The 19,749-nt window shown below is 75.3% G+C and carries 5 protein-coding genes; 3 read left to right on the top strand and 2 right to left on the bottom strand.

Annotation, left to right across the window (positions count from 1 at the left end; genetic code table 11):
- The gene (locus tag AB0K17_RS15510; protein ID WP_365983216.1) at positions 1 to 16,800 is read left to right on the top strand and encodes a type I polyketide synthase; all 16,800 of its coding nucleotides are present in this window, start codon (positions 1 to 3) and stop codon (positions 16,798 to 16,800) included.
- Between the two features lie 51 nt (positions 16,801 to 16,851).
- Here AB0K17_RS15510 and AB0K17_RS15505 read toward each other — a convergent pair whose 3' ends face one another.
- Entirely contained in the window at positions 16,852 to 17,130 is a 279-nt protein-coding gene (locus AB0K17_RS15505; protein ID WP_365969690.1) for a hypothetical protein, read from the bottom strand.
- A complete protein-coding gene (locus tag AB0K17_RS15500; RefSeq protein WP_365983215.1) occupies positions 17,127 to 17,873 on the bottom strand; it encodes an HNH endonuclease family protein in 747 nt (248 codons plus the stop codon). Before AB0K17_RS15500 ends, AB0K17_RS15505 begins: the two co-directional genes overlap by 4 nt.
- A gap of 128 nt (positions 17,874 to 18,001) precedes the next feature.
- On the opposite strand from AB0K17_RS15500, the gene AB0K17_RS15495 reads away from it, so the two are divergent.
- A complete protein-coding gene (locus AB0K17_RS15495; protein ID WP_365983214.1) occupies positions 18,002 to 19,057 on the top strand; it encodes a saccharopine dehydrogenase in 1,056 nt (351 codons plus the stop codon).
- Positions 19,054 to 19,695 (top strand): TetR/AcrR family transcriptional regulator, encoded by a 642-nt coding sequence (locus tag AB0K17_RS15490; protein WP_365983213.1) that lies wholly within the window; start codon positions 19,054 to 19,056, stop codon positions 19,693 to 19,695. The genes AB0K17_RS15495 and AB0K17_RS15490 overlap by 4 nt, the downstream gene beginning before the upstream one ends.
- Positions 19,696 to 19,749: the final 54 nt, after the last annotated feature.

Genomic DNA, 19,749 nt, shown 5'->3' with positions numbered 1-19,749 from the left:
ATGTCCAACGACAGCAAGCTCGTTGACTACCTCAAGTGGGTCACGGCCGATCTGCACCAGACCCGCCAACGACTGCTGGAGGCCGAGTCGGGCAAGCAGGAGCCGATCGCCATCGTCGGCATGTCCTGCAGGCTGCCCGGCGGTGTGCGCTCGCCCGAGGAGCTGTGGGCGCTGCTGCACGAAGGACGCGACGGCATCACGGACTTCCCGACCGACCGCGGCTGGGACCTCGCCACCCTCACCGGTGACGGCGGCGGCCGCAGCGCGACCGCCCAGGGCGGTTTCGTCGATGCCGCCGCCTTCGACGCCGACTTCTTCGGCATCTCGCCCCGCGAGGCCGTCACCATGGACCCGCAGCAGCGCTTGCTGCTGGAGACGTCCTGGGAGGCGTTCGAGCGGGCGGGCATCGACCCCGCCGCGCTGCAGGGCACCAAGACCGGCGTCTTCGTCGGGACGAACGGCGTCGACTACGCCGGCGTGGTCATGAACTCCCCGGAGGACATCGAGGGCCACGGCGGCACCAGCCTGGCCGGCAGCGTTCTCTCCGGCCGTATCTCCTACACCTTCGGGCTGGAGGGCCCGGCGGTGACGGTCGACACGGCCTGCTCGTCCTCGCTGGTCGCCCTGCACCTGGCCGCCCACGCCCTGCGTAACGGGGAGTGCTCGCTGGCGCTGGTGGGCGGCGTCACGGTGCTGTCGACCCCCATGGGCTTCTCGGGCTTCAGCCGGCAGGGCGGCCTGGCGGCCGACGGCCGGTGCAAGGCGTTCGCGGACGCGGCTGACGGCACGGGCTGGTCCGAGGGCGTGGGCATTCTGGTGGTGGAGCGGCTCTCGGATGCCCGCCGCAACGGCCACCGCGTGCTGGCCGTCGTGCGGGGGAGTGCGGTCAACCAGGACGGCGCCTCCAACGGCCTGACCGCCCCCAACGGCCCGTCCCAGCAGCGGGTGATCCGCCAGGCGCTGGCCGCCGCGGGCTTGTCCACCGCCGACGTCGACGCGGTGGAGGCGCACGGCACGGGCACCACCCTCGGCGACCCCATCGAGGCACAAGCCCTGTTGTCGACCTACGGCCAGGACCGTGAGGCGGACCGGCCGCTGCTGCTGGGCTCGGTGAAGTCCAACATCGGCCACACACAGGCTGCGGCAGGCGTCGCGGGCATCATCAAGATGGTGCTGGCGATGCAGGAGGGTGTCCTGCCGCGCACCCTGCACGTCGACGCCCCGTCCACCCACGTGGACTGGACGGCCGGAGCGGTGGAACTGCTGACGGACGAGCGTCCGTGGCCCGAGGTGGACCGCCCCTGGCGGGCGGGTGTCTCGTCCTTCGGCATCAGCGGCACCAACGCCCACGTCATCCTGGAGCAGCCCGAGCCGGTCGAGACGCCGGTGGAGACACCGGCCGAGGTGCCGGCCGTGGCAGCGGGCGTGGTGCCCCTGCTGCTGTCCGGAAAGACCGAGGCAGCGCTCGACGCCCAGTGGCAGCAGGTGTCCCCGCTGACCGCGCTGTCCTCCCCGCTCGACGTGGGATTCTCGCTGGCAACCGAGCGCTCGCACCTGGAACACCGGGCCGTGCTGCTGGCGTCGGAGGCCGGTGAGGCGGTCGAGGTGGCGCGGGGGGTTGCCGGTGATGTGGCCGGTGGTCTTGCGGTGCTGTTCTCGGGCCAGGGTGCTCAGCGCGCCGGCATGGGACGGGAGTTGCGCGAGCGTTTCCCGGTGTTCGCGGAGGCGCTGGAGGCCGTGACGGCCCTGCTCGATGCCGAGCTGGAGCGGCCGCTGCGTGCGGTGATGTCCGGCGAGGCGGAGGGCCTGGACGAGACCGGCTACACGCAGCCGGCCCTTTTCGCCTTCGAAGTGGCCCTCTTCCGACTCGTGGAGTCCTGGGGCGTCACACCCGACTTCGTCGCCGGTCACTCCATCGGCGAGATCGCCGCAGCCCATGTCGCCGGCGTGCTGTCGCTTGAGGACGCGTGTCGTCTGGTGGCTGCCCGCGCCCGGTTGATGAGCGCCCTGCCGTCCGGCGGCGCGATGGTGGCCGTGCAGGCGTCCGAGGAGGAGGTTCGCTCGCGTCTGATCGACGGCGTGTCGATCGCTGCCGTCAACGGCCCGCAGTCCGTCGTGGTCTCCGGCGACGAGGCAGCGGTTCTGCGCGTCGCCGAGGGCCTGAAATCCCAGCGCTTGCCCGTCAGTCACGCCTTCCACTCGGCACTCATGGAGCCGATGCTGGAGGAGTTCCGGCGCGTGGCCGAGGCCGTCGCCTACTCCGCTCCCGTCATACCCGTCGTCTCCAACCTCACCGGTGACCTCGCGGACCCCGAGCACCTGTGCTCCGCCGACTACTGGGTGCGCCACGTCCGTGAGACCGTCCGCTTCGCCGACGGGGTCCGTACGCTCGCCGCCGAAGGCGCCACCGTCTTCCTGGAGCTCGGCCCCGACGCGACCCTCACCGCTCTCGCCCAGCACACCCTGGACCCCGAGCAGCAGCCGGTGGCCGTCTCCGCCCTGCGCAAGGACCGCCCCGAGGAAACGGCGCTGCTGACCGCCCTCGCCCGCCTCCACGTCGCCGGCGTCGGCATCGACTGGGCCGCCTGGTACGCCGGTACGGGTGCCCGGCGCGTGGACCTGCCCACCTACCCCTTCCAGCACGAGCGCCACTGGCCCCGTCCCGCCGCGGCCACCGGTGACGTCACCGGTGCCGGTCTGCTGCCCGCCGGGCACCCGCTCCTCGGGGCGACGCTGGCGCTCGCGGACTCCGACGAGGTGCTCTTCACCGGCCGGCTGTCCCTGCAGTCCCACCCCTGGCTGGCCGACCACGCCATCGGCGGCCGGGTCCTCTTCCCCGCCACCGGCTTCCTGGAGCTGGCGCTGCGCACCGGCGACCAGGTCGGCTGTGACCGGGTGGAGGAGTTCACGCTGCTGGCCCCGCTCGTCCTGCCCGTGGACGGCGCCGTCCAGGTGCAGGTCCTGGCCGGCACCCCCGACGAGTCGGGGGCCCGCACCGTCACTGTCCACTCGCGTCCCGAGGACGCCGCCCCCGACCTGCCGTGGACCGAGCACGCCACCGGCCTGCTGGCCGCCGGCGAGCACGTGGCCGAGTTCGACGCCTCCGCCTGGCCCCCGGCCAACGCCGTCGTCATGGACCTGGAGGGCTTCTACGAGCGCACCGAGTACGGCCCCGCCTTCCAGGGGCTGCGCTCGCTGTGGGTGCGCGAGGGCGAGGCGTTCGTCGAGGCGGCCCTGCCGAACGGCACGGCCGAGGACGCCGCCGCGTTCCTGCTGCACCCCGCCCTGCTCGACGCCGTCCTGCACGCCCACGGCTTCGCGGGCGTCGGCGACGAGAACACCCTGCTGATGCCCTTCGGCTGGCAGGGCGTCTCCCTGCACGCCGCCGGCGCCTCCGTCGTGCGCGCCCGCGTCGCGAGGGCCGGCGAGGACTCCGTCTCCCTCGCCGTGGCCGACGTCGAGGGCGCGCCCGTGCTCTCCGCCCGCAAGCTGACGCTGCGGGCCCGCTCGGCCGCCGCCGCGCAGGGCGCCCCGCGCCGCAGCCCCGAGCACGACGCGCTGCTGTCCCTGGACTGGGTGCCGGCGCCCGACGCCGAACCCACCGCCGGCCTGCGGTGCACGGTCCTGGGCGCCGAGGCACCCGCCGGCGTGGCCGCCCCCGTCGTGGCCTCCCTCGCCGACCTGCGCGGCGACGAGGACCTGGTGCTCGTGCCGCTGTCCGGCACGGCCGGCCCCGAGGACGACGTACCGGCCGCCGCGCACGCGCTCACCGCCCGCGTCCTGGAGCTGCTGCACGCGTGGTTCGCACCCCAGCGGAGCGGCGACGCACGGCTCGTCCTCGTCACCCGCGGTGCCGTCTCCGCCGACGAGGGCGAGGGCGTACGCGACCTGGCCGCGGCCGCCGCCTGGGGCCTGGTGCGCTCGGCGCAGTCCGAGAACCCCGGCCGGCTGCTGATCGCCGACCTCGACGACACCGGCGACCTCGCCCACCTCCTGCCCCTGCTGCCCGCCCTCTCGGCCACCGGGGACGCCCAGTTCGTCGTGCGCGACGGCGTCGTCCGCGTGGGCCGCCTGGCCCACCTCGGCCCGGCCGCAGGCCTGCTGCCGCCCCCGGACGGCGGCCCCTGGCGCCTGGACAGCCCGGCCAAGGGCAGCCTCGACGGCCTGGCCCTCGTCCCCTGCCCCGAGGCCGCCGCGCCGCTGGCCCCCGGCCAGGTACGGATCCGGGTGCAGGCCGCCGGCGTCAACTTCCGCGACGTCCTCAACGCCCTGGGCATGTACCCCGGCGAGGCCGGGCTGCTGGGCGGCGAGGCCGCCGGCACCGTCGTCGAGACCGGGCCCGGCGTGACCGGCCTGCGCCCCGGCGACCGCGTCATGGGCATGGTGGCCGGCGGCTTCGGCCCGCTGGCCGTCGCCGACCACCGGGTCCTGGCCCGGGTGCCCGACGGCTGGACCGCGCAGCAGGCGGCCTCCGTGCCCCTGGTCTTCCTCACCGCCCTGTACGCCCTGAAGGACCTCGCCGGCCTGCAGGCCGGGCAGCGCATCCTCGTCCACGCCGGCGCCGGCGGCGTCGGCATGGCCGCCGTCCAGCTCGCCCGCCACCTGGGCGCCGAGGTCTTCGCCACCGCCAGTGAGGGCAAGTGGGACACCCTGCGCGCCCTGGGCGTCGCCGACGACCACATCGCCTCCTCCCGCACCACCGACTTCGAGGAGCGCTTCCGCGAGGTCACCGGCGGCCGCGGCGTGGACGTCGTCCTCAACGCCCTGGCCGGCGAGTTCGTCGACGCCTCCCTGCGGCTGACCGCCCCCGGCGGCCGCTTCCTGGAGATGGGCAAGACCGACATCCGCGATGCGCACGACCTCACCGGCGTGCACTACCGCGCCTTCGACCTCGCCGAGGCAGGCCCCGACCGCATCGCCGGACTCCTCGCCGAACTCCTCGGCCTCTTCGCCGAGGGCGCGCTGCACCCGCTGCCGGTGACCACCTGGGACGTCCGCCGGGCCCGCGAGGCGTTCCGCCACATGAGCCAGGCCCGGCACACCGGCAAGATCGTGCTGACCATGCCGCGCGCGTGGGACCCCGAGGGGACCGTCCTGATCACCGGCGGCACCGGCGGCCTGGGCGCCCGCCTCGCCCGCCACCTCGTCACCGAACGCGGCGTCAAGCACCTGCTGCTGCTCAGCCGCCGCGGCGCGGACGCGCCCGGCGCCGCCGACCTGCACACCGAACTGACCGGCCTGGGCGCCGAGGTCACCGTCGCCGCCTGCGACGTCGCCGACCGCGACGCGCTCGCGGCCGTCCTGGCCGGCATCCCCGCCGCCCACCCGCTCACCGCCGTCGTGCACACCGCAGGCATCCTCGACGACGGCGTCCTCGCCTGGCTGACCCCCGAGCGCCTCGCCCGCGTCCTGCGCCCCAAGGCGGACGCCGCCTGGCACCTGCACGAGCTCACCAAGGACGACGACCTCGCGGCGTTCGTGCTGTTCTCCTCGATCTCCGGCGTCACCGGCGCCGGCGGCCAGGCCAACTACGCCGCCGGCAACGTCTTCCTCGACGCCCTCGCCCGCCACCGCACCGCCCTCGGCCTGCCGGCCCAGTCGCTGTCGTGGGGCGCGTGGGCGGCCACCGCCGGCATGACCGGCGCGCTGTCCGAGACGGACATGCAGCGCATCGCCTCCTCCGGGGTGCCCCCGCTGTCCGTCGAGCAGGGCCTGGCCCTCTTCGACGCCGCCGGCACCTGCGACGCCGGCCACCTCGTCGCCATCGGCACCGTCTCCGGGCCCGTCCGCGTACCCGGCCCCGTGCCGCCCGTCCTGCGCGACCTCGTCAAGCCCGGCCGGCGCACCGCCGCCACCACCGCCGAGGGCGCCGGCATCGCCGGCATGCTCACCCGGCGCCTGTGGGACCTGCAGGGCGAGGAGCGCCCGAAGTTCGTCACCGACCTCGTGCGGACCGAGGCCGCGGCCGTGCTCGGCCACGCCTCCGCCAAGGCCGTCGACGCCAGGCGCGGCTTCCAGGACCTGGGCTTCGACTCGCTGACCGCCGTCGAACTGCGCAACCGCCTGACCAACGCCACCGGCCTGCGGCTGTCCGCCACCCTCGTCTTCGACTACCCCACCCCCCTCGCGCTCGGCGAACACCTCCTCACCCTCCTGCTCGACCAGCACGATGAGGAGTCACAGTCCGGCGAGGGCACCCCGGTCGCCACCGCGGCGGCCGACGACCCGGTCGTCATCGTCGGCATGGCCTGCCGTCTCCCCGGCGGCGTACGGTCCCCCGAGGACCTGTGGCAGCTGGTGCTCGACGGACGCGAGGGCATCGCCGACTTCCCGACCGACCGCGGCTGGGACCTGGAGACCCTGCTGTCCGGCGGACCCGACGGGCGCGGCCGCAGCGCCACCGCCAAGGGCGGCTTCCTCGACGGCATCGCCGAGTTCGACGCCGGCTTCTTCGGCATCGCCCCCCGCGAGGCCCTGGCGATGGACCCCCAGCAGCGCCTGCTGCTGGAGACCTCGTGGGAGGCCGTCGAGCGGGCCGGCATCGACCCCGCGTCACTGCGCGGCAGCCGCACCGGCGTCTTCGTCGGCACCGGCGGCCAGGACTACACGATGCTGGTGATGAACTCCGACGAGGACATCGAGGGCCACACCAGCACCGGTCTCGCCGCCAGCGTCGTCTCCGGCCGCGTCTCGTACACCTTCGGCTTCGAGGGCCCTGCGGTCACCGTCGACACGGCCTGCTCGTCGTCGCTGGTCGCCCTGCACTGGGCCGCCCAGGCCCTGCGCTCCGGCGAGTGCACCCTGGCCCTGGCCGGCGGTGTGACCATCATGTCCACCTCCGTCGGCTTCCCCGGCTTCACCCGGCAGGGCGGCCTGGCGACGGACGGTCGGTGCAAGGCGTTCGCGGACGCGGCCGACGGCACCGGCTGGTCCGAGGGCGTGGGCGTCCTGGTGGTGGAGCGGTTGTCGGATGCCCGGCGGAACGGTCACCGGGTGCTGGCGGTCGTGCGGGGCAGTGCGGTCAACCAGGACGGTGCGTCGAACGGTCTGACGGCGCCCAACGGTCCGTCCCAGCAGCGGGTGATCCGGCAGGCGCTGTCGGCCGCCGGTCTGACGACGGCGGATGTCGACGCGGTGGAGGCACACGGTACGGGCACCACCCTCGGCGACCCCATCGAGGCCCAGGCCGTCCTCGCCACGTACGGCCAGGGGCGCCCCGACGACCGGCCGCTGCTGCTGGGCTCGGTCAAGTCCAACATCGGGCACACCCAGTCGGCGGCGGGCGTCGCCGGCATCATCAAGATGGTCATGGCCATGCGCCACGGCGTCCTGCCGCGCACCCTGCACGTCGACACCCCCAGCTCGCACGTCGACTGGACGGCCGGGGACGTCGCCCTGCTGACGGAGCCGGCCGACTGGCCCGACACCGGCAGGCCCCGCCGCGCGGCCGTCTCGGCCTTCGGTATCAGCGGCACGAACGCGCACACCATCCTGGAGCAGGCGCCGCCGGAGAACGACGAGCCCGGCTCCGCGGACGCCACCGGCACCGCGCCGGCGACGCTTCCCTGGCCGGTCTCGGCCAAGTCCGAGGCGGCCCTGGCGGACCAGCTCGCCCAGCTGCAGCAGTGGGTCGCCGAACACCCCGGGCTCTCACCCGCCGATGTCGGCTTCTCGCTGGCGGCGGGACGGTCGGTGTTCGACCACCGGGCCGTGCTGCTGGCGTCGGAGGCCGGTGAGGCGGTCGAGGTGGCGCGTGGGGTTGCCGGTGATGTGGCCGGTGGTCTTGCGGTGCTGTTCTCGGGCCAGGGTGCTCAGCGCGCCGGTATGGGACGGGAGTTGCGTGAGCGTTTTCCGGTGTTCGCCGAAGCACTGGAGTCCGTGACGGCCCTGCTCGATGCCGAGCTGGAGCGGCCGCTGCGTGCGGTGATGTCCGGCGAGGCGGAGGGCCTGGACGAGACCGGCTACACCCAGCCGGCCCTCTTCGCCTTCGAAGTGGCGCTGTTCCGGTTGATGGAGTCCTGGGGCATCAAGCCCGACTTCGTCGCGGGCCACTCCGTCGGCGAGATCACGGCGGCGCACATTGCCGGGGTGATGTCCCTTGAGGACGCGTGTCGTCTGGTGGCGGCGCGGGCGCGGTTGATGAGCGCCCTGCCGTCCGGCGGCGCGATGGTGGCCGTGCAGGCGTCCGAGGAGGAGGTTCGCTCCCGTCTGATCGACGGTGTGTCGATCGCTGCCGTCAACGGCCCGCAGTCGGTCGTGGTCTCGGGTGAAGAAGCAGCGGTTCTGCGGGTGGCCGAGGGCCTGAAGTCCCAGCGCCTTCCCGTCAGTCACGCCTTCCACTCGGAATTGATGGAGCCGATGCTGGAGGAGTTCCGGCGCGTGGCCGAGGCCGTCGCCTACTCCGCTCCCGCCATACCCGTCGTCTCCAACCTCACCGGCACCCTGGCCGAACCGGGCCTGCTGCGGTCCGCCGACTACTGGGTGCGCCACGTGCGCGAGACCGTCCGCTTCGCCGACGGCATCCGCCACCTCGCCGCCCGGGGCGCCTCCGTCTTCCTCGAACTCGGTCCCGACGCCACCCTCACCGCTCTCGCCCAGCACACCCTGGACCCCGAGCAGCAGCCGGTGGCCGTCTCCGCCCTGCGCAAGGACCGCCCCGAGGAGACGGCGCTGCTGACCGCCCTCGCCCGCCTCCACGTCGCCGGCGTGGACGTCGAGTGGCCCGCCTGGTACGCCGGTACGGGCGCCCGGCGCGTCGAGCTGCCCACGTACCCCTTCCAGGGACAGCGGTTCTGGCCGCGGACGCGCGACGCCGCCGCGCCGGCCCCTGCCGACGCCGACGACGCGTTCTGGTCCGTCGTCGAGGGCGAGGACCTGGACGTCGCCGCCCTCGCCGCCGACCTCGACGTCAGCGCCGAGGCCCTGGGCGCCGTGCTGCCCGCCCTGACCTCGTGGCGCCGGCACCGGCGCGACCGGTCCGCGCTCGACGCACTGTGCCACCGCGAGGCGTGGCGGCCGCTGACCGGCGCCCCGCGCACGGCACCCCCCGCCGGCCGCCGGCTGGTCGTCGTCCCGGCGCACTGCGCACCCGACGACGCATGGATGCAGGACGTCGTACGGGCCGTCGGCACCGACACCGTGCTGCTGACCGTCGACGTCCGTGCCGGCGAGGCCACGGACCGCCCGGCACTCGCCGCGCGACTGCGCGAACTCGCCGCGGAGGACCACCCCTTCATCGGCGTCGTCTCGCTCCTCGCACTCGCCGACACCACCGACGCCGCGCCCGCCGTCGCGACCGTGGCCACGGCCGTGCTGCTGCAGTCGCTCGGCGACGCCGGCATCGCCGCGCCGCTGTGGTGCGTCACCCGCGGCGCCGTCGCCGTCGGCCGCTCCGACCGCCTCGCCTCCGCCGCCCAGGCCGGGGTGTGGGGCCTCGGCCGCGTGGCCGCGCTCGAACACCCGGCGCGGTGGGGCGGCCTGGTCGACCTTCCCGAGCAGCTGGACGCCCGTGCGGCCCAGCGGTTCGCCGCCGTCCTGTCCGGCGGCGACGGGGAGGACCAGGTCGCCGTCCGCTCCTCCGCCGCCTACGGCCGCCGGCTCGTGCCGGCCGCACCCGCCGCGGACGACGCCGCGTGGACGCCGCGCGGCACCGTCCTGATCACCGGCGGCACCGGCGGCCGGGGCAGCCGCATCGCCCGCACCCTCGCCGAGACCGGGGCCGAGCGGCTGGTGCTGGTGAGCCGGCGCGGCCCCGACGCGCCGGGCGCCGCCGAACTGGCCGCCGAACTGCGCGACCTCGGCGCGCACGCCGACGTCGTCGCCTGCGACGCGGCCGACCGCGAGGCCCTGGCGGCCGTCCTGGCCGGCATCCCCGAGGACACCCCGCTCACGGCCGTCGTCCACGCCGCCGCAACCACCGACGACGGCGTGCTGGACGAACTGACCCCCGAACGCCTCACCGCGCTCCTGTCCACAACGGCGCAGGCCGCCCGGAACCTCGACGAGCTGACCCGCGACCACGACCTCGACGCCTTCGTCCTGTGCACGTCCGTGGCCGGCCCGCTCGGCACCCCCGGCCGGGCGGCCCTCGCCGCCGCGGACGCCGCGCTGGAGGCGCTGGCCACCCGCCGCCGGGCCGCCGGCCTGCCCGCGACGGCCCTCGCCTGGGGCGCCTGGACCGGCGGCGCTCCGGCCACCGGCACCGCACCGCAGCGCCACCCGGCCCACCCGGCCCTGGAGCAGGAGCTCGCCCTCGCCGCCGTACGCCGGGCCGCCGCGCGCCCGGAGGCCGCGCTCGTCCTGCTCGACACGCGCCGGCAGCACGCCCTCGACGCCCTCGCCGCCCTGCGCACCAGTCCGCTGCTGCACGAGCTGACCGGCACCGCACAGGCCGCCGAGCAGCCGCCGCAGGCCGCCGGCGAGTCCGCCCGGACGGCCGGCTCCGCGCTGCGGGAACGGCTGCTGGCGCTGCCGGCGGCAGAGCGCGCCCCGGCCGTCGTCGGGCTGGTGCGCACGCACGTCGCAGCGGTGCTCGGGTACGCCGACGCCGCGGCCGTCGAGGCGGACAAGAAGTTCCGCGACCTCGGCTTCGACTCGCTCACCGCCATCGAACTGCCCAACCGGCTGAGTCTGGCCACCGGCGTGGCCCTGCCCGCCACCGCCGTCTTCGACCACCCCACCGCACGGGTGCTCGCCGACCACCTGCTCGCCGAACTGATCGGCGAGCACGCCGCGGCCCACGCCCGGGCGGGCGGCACGGCCGCCGGCCCGCGCTCCGACGACCCGGTCGTCATCGTCGGCATGGCCTGCCGGCTGCCCGGCGGGGTGAGTTCGCCCGAGGACCTGTGGCGCCTGGTCGCCGAGGGCCGCGACGGCATCTCCCCGTTCCCCGCCGACCGCGGCTGGGACCTGGAGACCCTGCGCACCGGCGGCCCCGGCGGCCGGGGCCGCAGCGCGACGCTGGAGGGCGGCTTCCTGCAGGGCGTCGCCGACTTCGACGCCGGCTTCTTCGGCATCTCGCCGCGCGAGGCCCTCGCGATGGACCCGCAGCAGCGCCTGCTGCTGGAGACCTCCTGGGAGGCCGTCGAGCGGGCCGGCATCGACCCGCAGCGCCTGCAGGGCAGCCCCACGGGCGTCTTCGTCGGCACCAACGGGCTGGACTACGCCCAGCTGATGACCACCTCGCGCGACGACGTCGCCGGCCACACCGGCACCGGTCTCGCCAGCAGCGTGATGTCCGGCCGCATCTCCTACACCCTCGGCCTGGAGGGCCCGGCCGCCACGCTCGACACGGCCTGCTCGTCGTCGCTGGTCGCCCTGCACTGGGCCGCGCAGTCCCTGCGCGACGGCGAGTGCGACCTGGCGCTGGCCGGCGGCGTGACCGTCATGACCACACCGGCGAGCTTCGCCGGCTTCACCGTCCAGGGCGGCCTCGCCCCCGACGGCCGGTGCAAGGCCTACTCCGACGCCGCCGACGGCACCGCCTGGTCGGAGGGCGTGGGCATGCTCGTCCTCGAACGCCTCTCCGACGCCCGCCGCAACGGGCACCCCGTCCTCGCCGTCGTGCGCGGCTCCGCCGTCAACCAGGACGGTGCCTCCAACGGCCTGACCGCGCCCAACGGCCCCTCCCAGCAGCGCGTCATCCGCCAGGCCCTGGCCGCCGCCGGCCTCACGGCGCGCGACGTGGACGCGGTCGAGGGCCACGGCACCGGCACCCCGCTCGGCGACCCCATCGAGGCGCAGGCCCTGATGGCCACCTACGGGCAGGACCGCGACGCGGACCGGCCGCTGCTGCTGGGCTCGCTGAAGTCCAACATCGGCCACGCCCAGGCGGCCGCCGGCGTCGCGGGTGTGATCAAGACCGTGATGGCGCTGCGGCACGGCGTCCTGCCCGAGTCGCTCCACCTCGACGAGCCCTCCTCGCACGTCGACTGGACGGCGGGGGCCGTCGAACTCCTGCGGGAGGCCCGGCCCTGGCCCGACAGCGACCGGCCGCGGCGCGCGGGTGTGTCCTCGTTCGGCATCTCCGGCACCAACGCCCACGTCATCCTCGAACAGCCCGAGAACCAGCCCGAGAACCAGCCCGGGACCCGGCCCGAGTCCGGCCCTCGCGCCGCTGCGGGCCCGGTCCCGTGGGTGGTCTCCGGCCGGTCCGAGGCCGCCCTGGCCCGGCAGCTCGAACAGCTCACCGCACCGGCCGGTGGGCCGGACCGCCGGCCCGCCGACGTGGGCTACTCGCTCGCGGCCGGACGCTCGGTGTTCGAGCACCGGGTCGTGCTGCTGGCCTCGGAGGCGGACGAGGACGGGACCGTGGAGACCGTCGAGGTCGCCCGCGGGTACGCCGGCGGGACGGCCGGCCCGCTCGCCGTCCTCTTCTCCGGCCAGGGCGCGCAGCGCGCGGGCATGGGCCGGGAACTGTACGCGCGCTTCCCGGTGTTCGCCGAGGCCCTCGACGCCGTCGCCGCCCACCTCGACACCGAGCTGGACCGCCCGCTGCGCGAGGTGATGTTCGACGACGACGGCCGCCTGCTGAACGGGACGGGCTTCACCCAGCCCGCCCTGTTCGCCTTCGAAGTGGCCCTCTTCCGGCTGATCGAGTCCTGGGGCGTCACCCCCGACCACGTCGCGGGCCACTCCATCGGTGAGATCGCCGCGGCCCACGTCGCGGGCGTACTGTCCCTCGAGGACGCCTGCCGGCTCGTGGCCGCCCGGGCGCGGCTCATGGACGCGCTGCCCGCCGGCGGTGCGATGGTCGCCGTCCAGGCGACCGAGGAGGAGGTGACCGCCCGCCTCGTCGCCGGCGTCGCCGTCGCCGCCGTCAACGGCCCCGACGCCGTCGTGATCGCCGGCGAGGAGGCCACGGCGCTGCGCATCGCGGGCGAACTGGCCGCCGAGGGCCGCAAGACCCAGCGGCTGACCGTCAGCCACGCCTTCCACTCGCCCCTGATGGAGCCGATGCTGGAGGACTTCCGCGCCGTCGCCGAGGGCCTGACCTACCACCCGCCGGCCCTCCCCGTCGTCTCCCACGTCACCGGTGCCCTCGCCGGGCCCGAGGAGCTCGGCTCCGCCGACTACTGGGTGCGGCACGTGCGCGAGACCGTCCGCTTCGCCGACGGCATCCGCACCCTCGCCGCCGAAGGCGTCACCGCCTTCCTCGAACTGGGCCCCGACGGCGTCCTGACCGCCCTCGCGCAGCGCATCCTGGACCCCGAGCAGAACCCGCTCGCCGTCCCCGCCCAGCGCAAGGACCGGCCGGAGACCACCGCCCTGCTCACCGCCCTGGCCACGCTGCACGTCGCCGGCGTCGACGTCGACTGGACCGCCTGGTACGCCGGTTCCGGCGCCCGGCGCACCGACCTGCCGACGTACCCCTTCGAGCGCGAGCGCTACTGGCCGCGGCCCGTCGCCCTCACCGGCGACGTGACCTCCGCCGGCATGGTCTCCACGGACCACCCGCTGCTGGGTGCCGCCGTGCAGCTGGCCGGGTCCGGGGGAGTGCTGTTCACCAGCCGGCTGTCGCTGCAGGTGCACGGCTGGCTCACCGACCACACGGTGGGCGACGCGGTCGTCCTGCCGGCCGCCGGCTTCGTCGAACTGGCCGTCCGCGCCGGCGACCAGGTCGGCTGCGACCGGGTCGAGGAGCTCACCGTCACCACCCCGCTGGCCCTGGCAGGCTCCGGCACGGCCCTGACGCTGCAGGTGTGGATCGGCGCACCCGACGAGGCGGGGGCGCGCGAGGTGCGCTTCCACTCCCGTCCGGAGGGCGCCCCCGAGGAGCCGTGGACCGAGCACGCCACCGGCGTGCTCACCCCCGGCGCCAGGATCACCGGCCTGGACGCCGCCTCGTGGCCGCCCGCCGGCGCGAGCGCCGTCGACCTCGACGGCTTCTACGACGGCACCCCCTACGGCCCGGTCTTCCAGGGCCTGCGCGCGGTGTGGGTCCGCGGCGACGAGGCGTTCGCCGAGGCCGAACTGACGGGTGAGGCCGCCGGCGACGCCCAGTACTTCGGCATCCACCCGGCGCTGCTGGACGCGCTCACGCACGCCGCCGGCTTCACCGGCGACCGTGACGAGGACGTCATCGCCCAGCCCGTCTCCTTCCACGGCGTCTCCCTGCACGCCGCGGGTGCCTCGGCGCTGCGGGCCCGCCTGACCCGTACCGGCGACGACAGCATCTCGCTGACCGCGGTCGACGCCGACGGCACGCCCGTGCTGTCGGCGGAGAACCTCGTCCTGCGGGCCCCCTCGGAAGAGATTTCCGCCGCACGGGCGCGCGAGCCCCTCTTCCACGTCGCCTGGGTGCCCGCCCCCGAGGCGAGCGCCGCCCCCGCGCCGCGTACCGCCACGCTCGGCGCCCTGGGCGCCGGTTCGGCGGCGGAACTGGCCGCCCTCTCCGGCGGCGAGGAGTTCGTCGTCGTGCCCGTCGCCGGGCCGACCGGCGGCGATGTGCCGGCCGCGGTCCACGAGGTGACCGCGCACGCGCTGGACCTCGCCCGGGCCTGGCTCGCCGACGACCGCTTCGCCGCCGCCCGCCTGGTCCTGCTCACCCGGGGCGCCGTCCGCGCCGACGCCGGGGACACGGTCCGGGACCTCGCCGCCAGCGCGGTGTGGGGCCTGGTGCGCTCCGCCCACGCCGAACACCCGGACCGGTTCGTCCTGCTGGATCTCGACGAGGACGCCGACGCGGCCGCCGCGCTGTCCCGGCTGTCCGGACCGCTGTCCGGCGGCGACGCCCAGTTCGTCGTCCGGGACGGGGTCCTGCGCGTGGGCCGGCTCGCCGCCCTGCCCGGCGCGCCCGCCGGCGAGGTGCCCTGGCGCCCCGACGGCACCGTCCTGATCACCGGTGGCACCGGCGCCCTCGGCGGGCACCTGGCACGGCACCTGGCCCGCGCCGGGCTGCGGCACCTGCTGCTGACCAGCCGCCGCGGACCCGCCGCGCCCGGCGCGGCCGAACTCGTCGCCGAGCTCGAGGAGCTGGGCGCCCGGCCCACCGTCGTGGCCTGCGACGCCGCCGACCGGGACGCGCTCGCCGCGACCCTGGCCGCGATCCCCGCCCGGCACCCGCTGACCGCCGTGATCCACACGGCCGGCGTCCTCGACGACGGCGTGATCACCTCCCTGGACGCCGGACGCCTGTCGGGCGTGCTGCGGCCGAAGGCCGACGCCGCCTGGCACCTGCACGAACTCACCCGCGACCACGCACCCGGGCTGGCAGCCTTCATCGCCTTCTCCTCCGTCGCGGGCGTCATGGGCAGCCCCGGCCAGGGCAACTACGCCGCCGCCAACGCCTTCCTCGACGCCCTCGCCCAGCACCGCCGCGCCCAGGGCCTGCCCGGCACGTCACTGGCCTGGGGCCCCTGGGCGCAGGACGCGGGCATGACCAGCTCGCTGAGCGAGGCCGACGTCCAGCGCATGCAGTCCGGCGGCATGCCGCCGCTGTCGGTCGAGCACGGACTGCGCCTGTTCACCGCCGCCCTGTCCGAGGACGAGCCGCTGATCGTCCCGCTCGGCCTGGCCGCCGGCACCATGCGCCCGGTCGGCGACGTGCCGCCGCTCTTCCGCGGCCTGGTCAAGGGCGGCCGGCGCGCCGCCACCACTGCCTCCGGCACGGCCGGCACCCCCGTCTCCTTCACCCGGCAGCTGCTGGAGATGGGCGAGGCCGAGCGCGTACGCCACGTCGTCGACCTCGTGCGCACCGAGGCCGCGGCCGTCCTCGGCCACGCCTCCGTCAAGGAGATCGAGGCCAAGCGCGACTTCTACGAGCTGGGCTTCGACTCGCTCACCTCGGTGGAACTGCGCAACCGCCTCGCCGCCGTCACCGGCCTGCGGCTGCCGGCCACGCTGGTGTTCGACAGCCGCACGCCCGCCGACCTGGCCGCCTGGCTGCGCAGCGAACTGGCCGCGCAGCCGGGCCCGGAGGGCGCCACCGAGGGGCTGCGGGTGCCGTCCGGCGAGGTGGAGATCGACTCGCTGGAGCGGCTGTTCCTCGACGCGATGACGGGCGGCAAGCTGCCGGAGGCCCAGCGGATGCTGGCGACCGTGGCCGCCCTGCGACCGACGTTCGAGGCCACGGCCGAACTGGAGGACCTGCCGCTGGCGGCCGCCCTGGCCGAGGGGCCGGGCCGGCCGCGCCTGATCTGCGTCAGCGCCCCCACCGCCAACGGCGGTGTGCACCAGTACGCCCGGCTCGCCGCCCACTTCCGCGGGCAGCGCGACGTCCAGGCCCTGCCGCTGATCGGCTTCGCGACCGGCGAGCGGCTGCCCGCCACGCCCGAGAGCGCCACCCGGGTCATAGCCGAGAGCGCCCTGCGGGCCAGCGACGGGGAGCCCTTCGTGCTGGTCGGCCACTCCTCCGGCGGCTCCTTCGCCTACGCGGCGGCGGGCCTGCTGGAGAGCACCTGGGGCATCCGTCCCGAGGCGGTGATCCTCCTCGACACCCTCAGCATCCAGCACAACAGCGACGAGGGCATCGACTACGCGGGCATGATGCGGCTGAACTTCACCGGCGAGGAGAGCTCGCCGGTGCGGATGACCAACTCCCGGCTGTCGGCCATGGGCCGCTGGATGGTGCTGCTCAACCAGCTGGAGGTGCACCACACCAGCGCCCCCGTGCTGATGGTGCAGTGCGCGCGCGACCTGCTGGCCGGCTCCGCGCCCGCCGAGGGCGACGACAAGCCGCTGATCCCCTCGGCCCACGTGCGCAGGGTCGACGCGGACCACCTGTCGATGGTCCGCGAGGACTCCGAGCAGACCGCGCGCATCATGCAGGAGTGGCTGGCGTCGCTGACCGCCGGTCGCTGACCGACCGCCGACGGCGCGGGGACGAGCGGGCCACCCGGCCCGCTCGTCCCCTCACTCCTTCGGCACCTCGGCGCCGCCGCCGGCCCGCACGGCCTTGAGCACGGCCCGGTGCAGGGCCTGCAGGCCGGCGGCGGGCACGGGGGCGGGACTGCCGGTCAGGACGTACCACTCCTCGGCGCCGGTGTACTGCACGAGGACGTCGGCCCGCCCGTCCGCGCGACCGGCGGTGGCGACGGTGAGGTCGCCGGTGATGACGCCGACCTCGTCGGTCATCGCCCCGCCGGGGCCGGCGGGCACCTCGTCCACGTACTGCTCGTGCTGTCGTGTCATGAGCGGCAGGTACCCAGCATCGTGTCGAGCATCTTCTTCTCCCCGTCGGTGACGGTCAGCCCGTAGGTCGACTTCACCGACGTCCAGGCACGGCCGTAGACGCACCAGGCGTCCTTGGCCGGCGGCTGCCACTGGTCGGGGCCCTGATCGCCCTTCGAGCGGTTGGTCGCGGCCGAGACCGTCAGCAGCTGCGGGTGCGTCAGGTCGTTGGCGAACTGCTTGCGCTTCTCCGTGGTCCACTGGTCGGCACCCGAACGCCAGGCGTTGGCCAGGGGCACGATGTGGTCGATGTCGACCTGCGAGGCCTTGGTGAAGGTCTTGCCGTCGTACAGGCTGTACCAGCTGCCGGAGACCGCCCGGCACTGGTCGTCCTTCTTCACGTCCTGGCCGTCACGCGCCAGCACCGTCTCCCGGGTGTCGCACTTGTCGCCCTGCTGGGCCCAGTGCGGGAACGCGGCCCGGCTGTAACCGGACATCGACCGCTGGGCGGCCACGGTCAGCTTCCCCAGCTCCGTACGGGCCTGCGCGGCCGACGGCAATTGCGGCAGGACCTCCTTGGCGCCGTTCTTGCCCCCGCCTCCCGGCGACGCGGGCGCCGCCGACGACGACGCCGCGGACGCGGGGGAGGCACTCCCGTCCTGCTTGTCCTGTTTGCCGTCGGACTTCCCGCACCCGCTCAGCGCGATGCCCACCGCGCATATCGCCGCCACCATCCCGGCCGACCGCTTCCGACGCCTCGTCACCACGTGTCTCCCTGTCACTGTTCGTCCTGCGTGCCCAGGAAAATCAGGATATCCACAGCCGCAAGGCCTCCTGGTGCCGTGTCAGAATCCCATTGTGCTAATAGGTCGGATGACCTAGTTTCGGAGACATGATCGATGACCTCCGGTTAGCCCCGGCCGGACCGGTGCTCCTCGTCGGCGGATACGGCACCGTCGGCGCCGAGTTGACCCGGCTCGCCGCCCCCTCCTGGCCCCTGCTCCTCACCGGCCGCACCCCCGCCCGCGGACGGGCCCTCGCCGACGAGACCGGCGCGACCGTCCGGCAGTGGGACCTGGCCGACCCCCGGCCCTTCTCGGCACCCGTCCGCGCCGTCGTCGCCGCGGTCAACGACCCCGACGACCGCGTCCTGCGCGCCGCCCTGCGCGGCGGCGTCCCCTACGTGGACGTCACCCGTTGGACGTCCCGGCTGCAGCGCGCGGCCGCCCTCGCCGCCGTCGCCCCCGCCACCGCCCCGGTGCTGCTGTCCTCCGGCTGGATGGGCGGAGTGAGCGCCCTGGTCGCCGCGGCCCTGGCCCCCGGCCCCGGCGCCACCGTCGAGATCGCCGTCCGCTACGACCTGCACGACCGTGCGGGCGCCGACTCGGTGGAGTTCATGGACCGCCTCGGCCTGGACTACGAGGTCACCGAGGGCGGCCGCCGCCGCACCGTGCTGCCCCTGACCGGCACCGGGACCGTCGACATCGGCGGACACCGCACCAAAGTGGCCCGCATCGACACCCCCGAGCAGTTCACCCTGCCGCTCGCCCTCGACGCCGGGACCGCCCTCACCCGCATCGGCTTCTCCGCCAACGCCTCCACCTCGATGCTGCTCGCCCTGAAGAAGACCGGCTTCTTCCGGTGGGGACGCGGTGACGCCTTCCGCTCGCTGCGCCGGTCGATCCTGTACGCCCCGGGCGACGGCGGCGTCGCCCTGATGCGCGTCGACGTCCGCGAACAGGACGGCCGGACGCGTACCGCGGTCGTCCGCGACGGCGCCGGCCAGGCCCACCTCACCGCCGTGGGCGCCCTGCTGGGACTGCGCCGCGTCCTCGGCGAGGACGGCGCACCGCCGCCCGGCGGCGTGGTCTTCCCCGAGATGACACCCCGCCCGCACGACGTCGTCCCCGCCCTGGAGAAGGCCCACGTGGAGGTCACCCTGTCATGACCGGGGAGAGACGACTCACCGCACGCGGCAGCGCACGGCGCACCAGCCTGCTGGACGCCGCGGAGAAGGTCCTCGTCACCAGCGGCAACGCCGCCGCCTCGCTGCGGGCCGTCGCCGCCGAGGCGGGCGTACGCATCGGCCACCTCCAGCACTTCTTCCCCACCCGCGCCGACCTGATCCACGCCGTCCTCGCCCGCGCACTGGACCGCTCGCTGCACCGGCTCGCCGGGACGACGGGCTTTCGGCCGGCCGCGGACGACGACGCCCCCGCCCCCGCGGCCGACCCCGCCGCCACGGTGACCGCGCTCCTCGCCGAACACGACGACCCGCACCTGGTCCGCCTGTACGTCGAGGTCTGGGCCCTCGCGGCCAGGGACGAGGACATCGCCCCCGTGGTGCGCGCCTTCTACCGCACCTACGTCGCCCACGTGGAGGACTTCGTCCGCCGCTGCCGCCCCGACCTGCCGGCGGGCGACCGGCGCGCGCGGGCCGAGACGTTCGTGGCACTGCTCGAAGGAGCCGCCCTGATGCGCTCCGGCATCGCCGGCACCCGCTCCGCGGCCCTGGACCGTCACCTCGTCCGCCAGGCCGTCCGCCTCCTGACCGGCCCACCGGAGGAAGAGCCGCCCTCACTCTAGGGAAACCCGCAGTCGACCTTGACGAGGATGGGCCCGGAAGAAGGGTCAGACGTG

Origin of the sequence: Streptomyces sp. NPDC049585, from assembly GCF_040675615.1 — a bacterium.
Lineage (GTDB): Bacteria > Actinomycetota > Actinomycetes > Streptomycetales > Streptomycetaceae > Streptomyces > Streptomyces luteosporeus.
The sequence above is the reverse complement of the archived record's forward strand: the minus strand, read 5'-3'. Positions and strand labels throughout refer to the sequence as shown.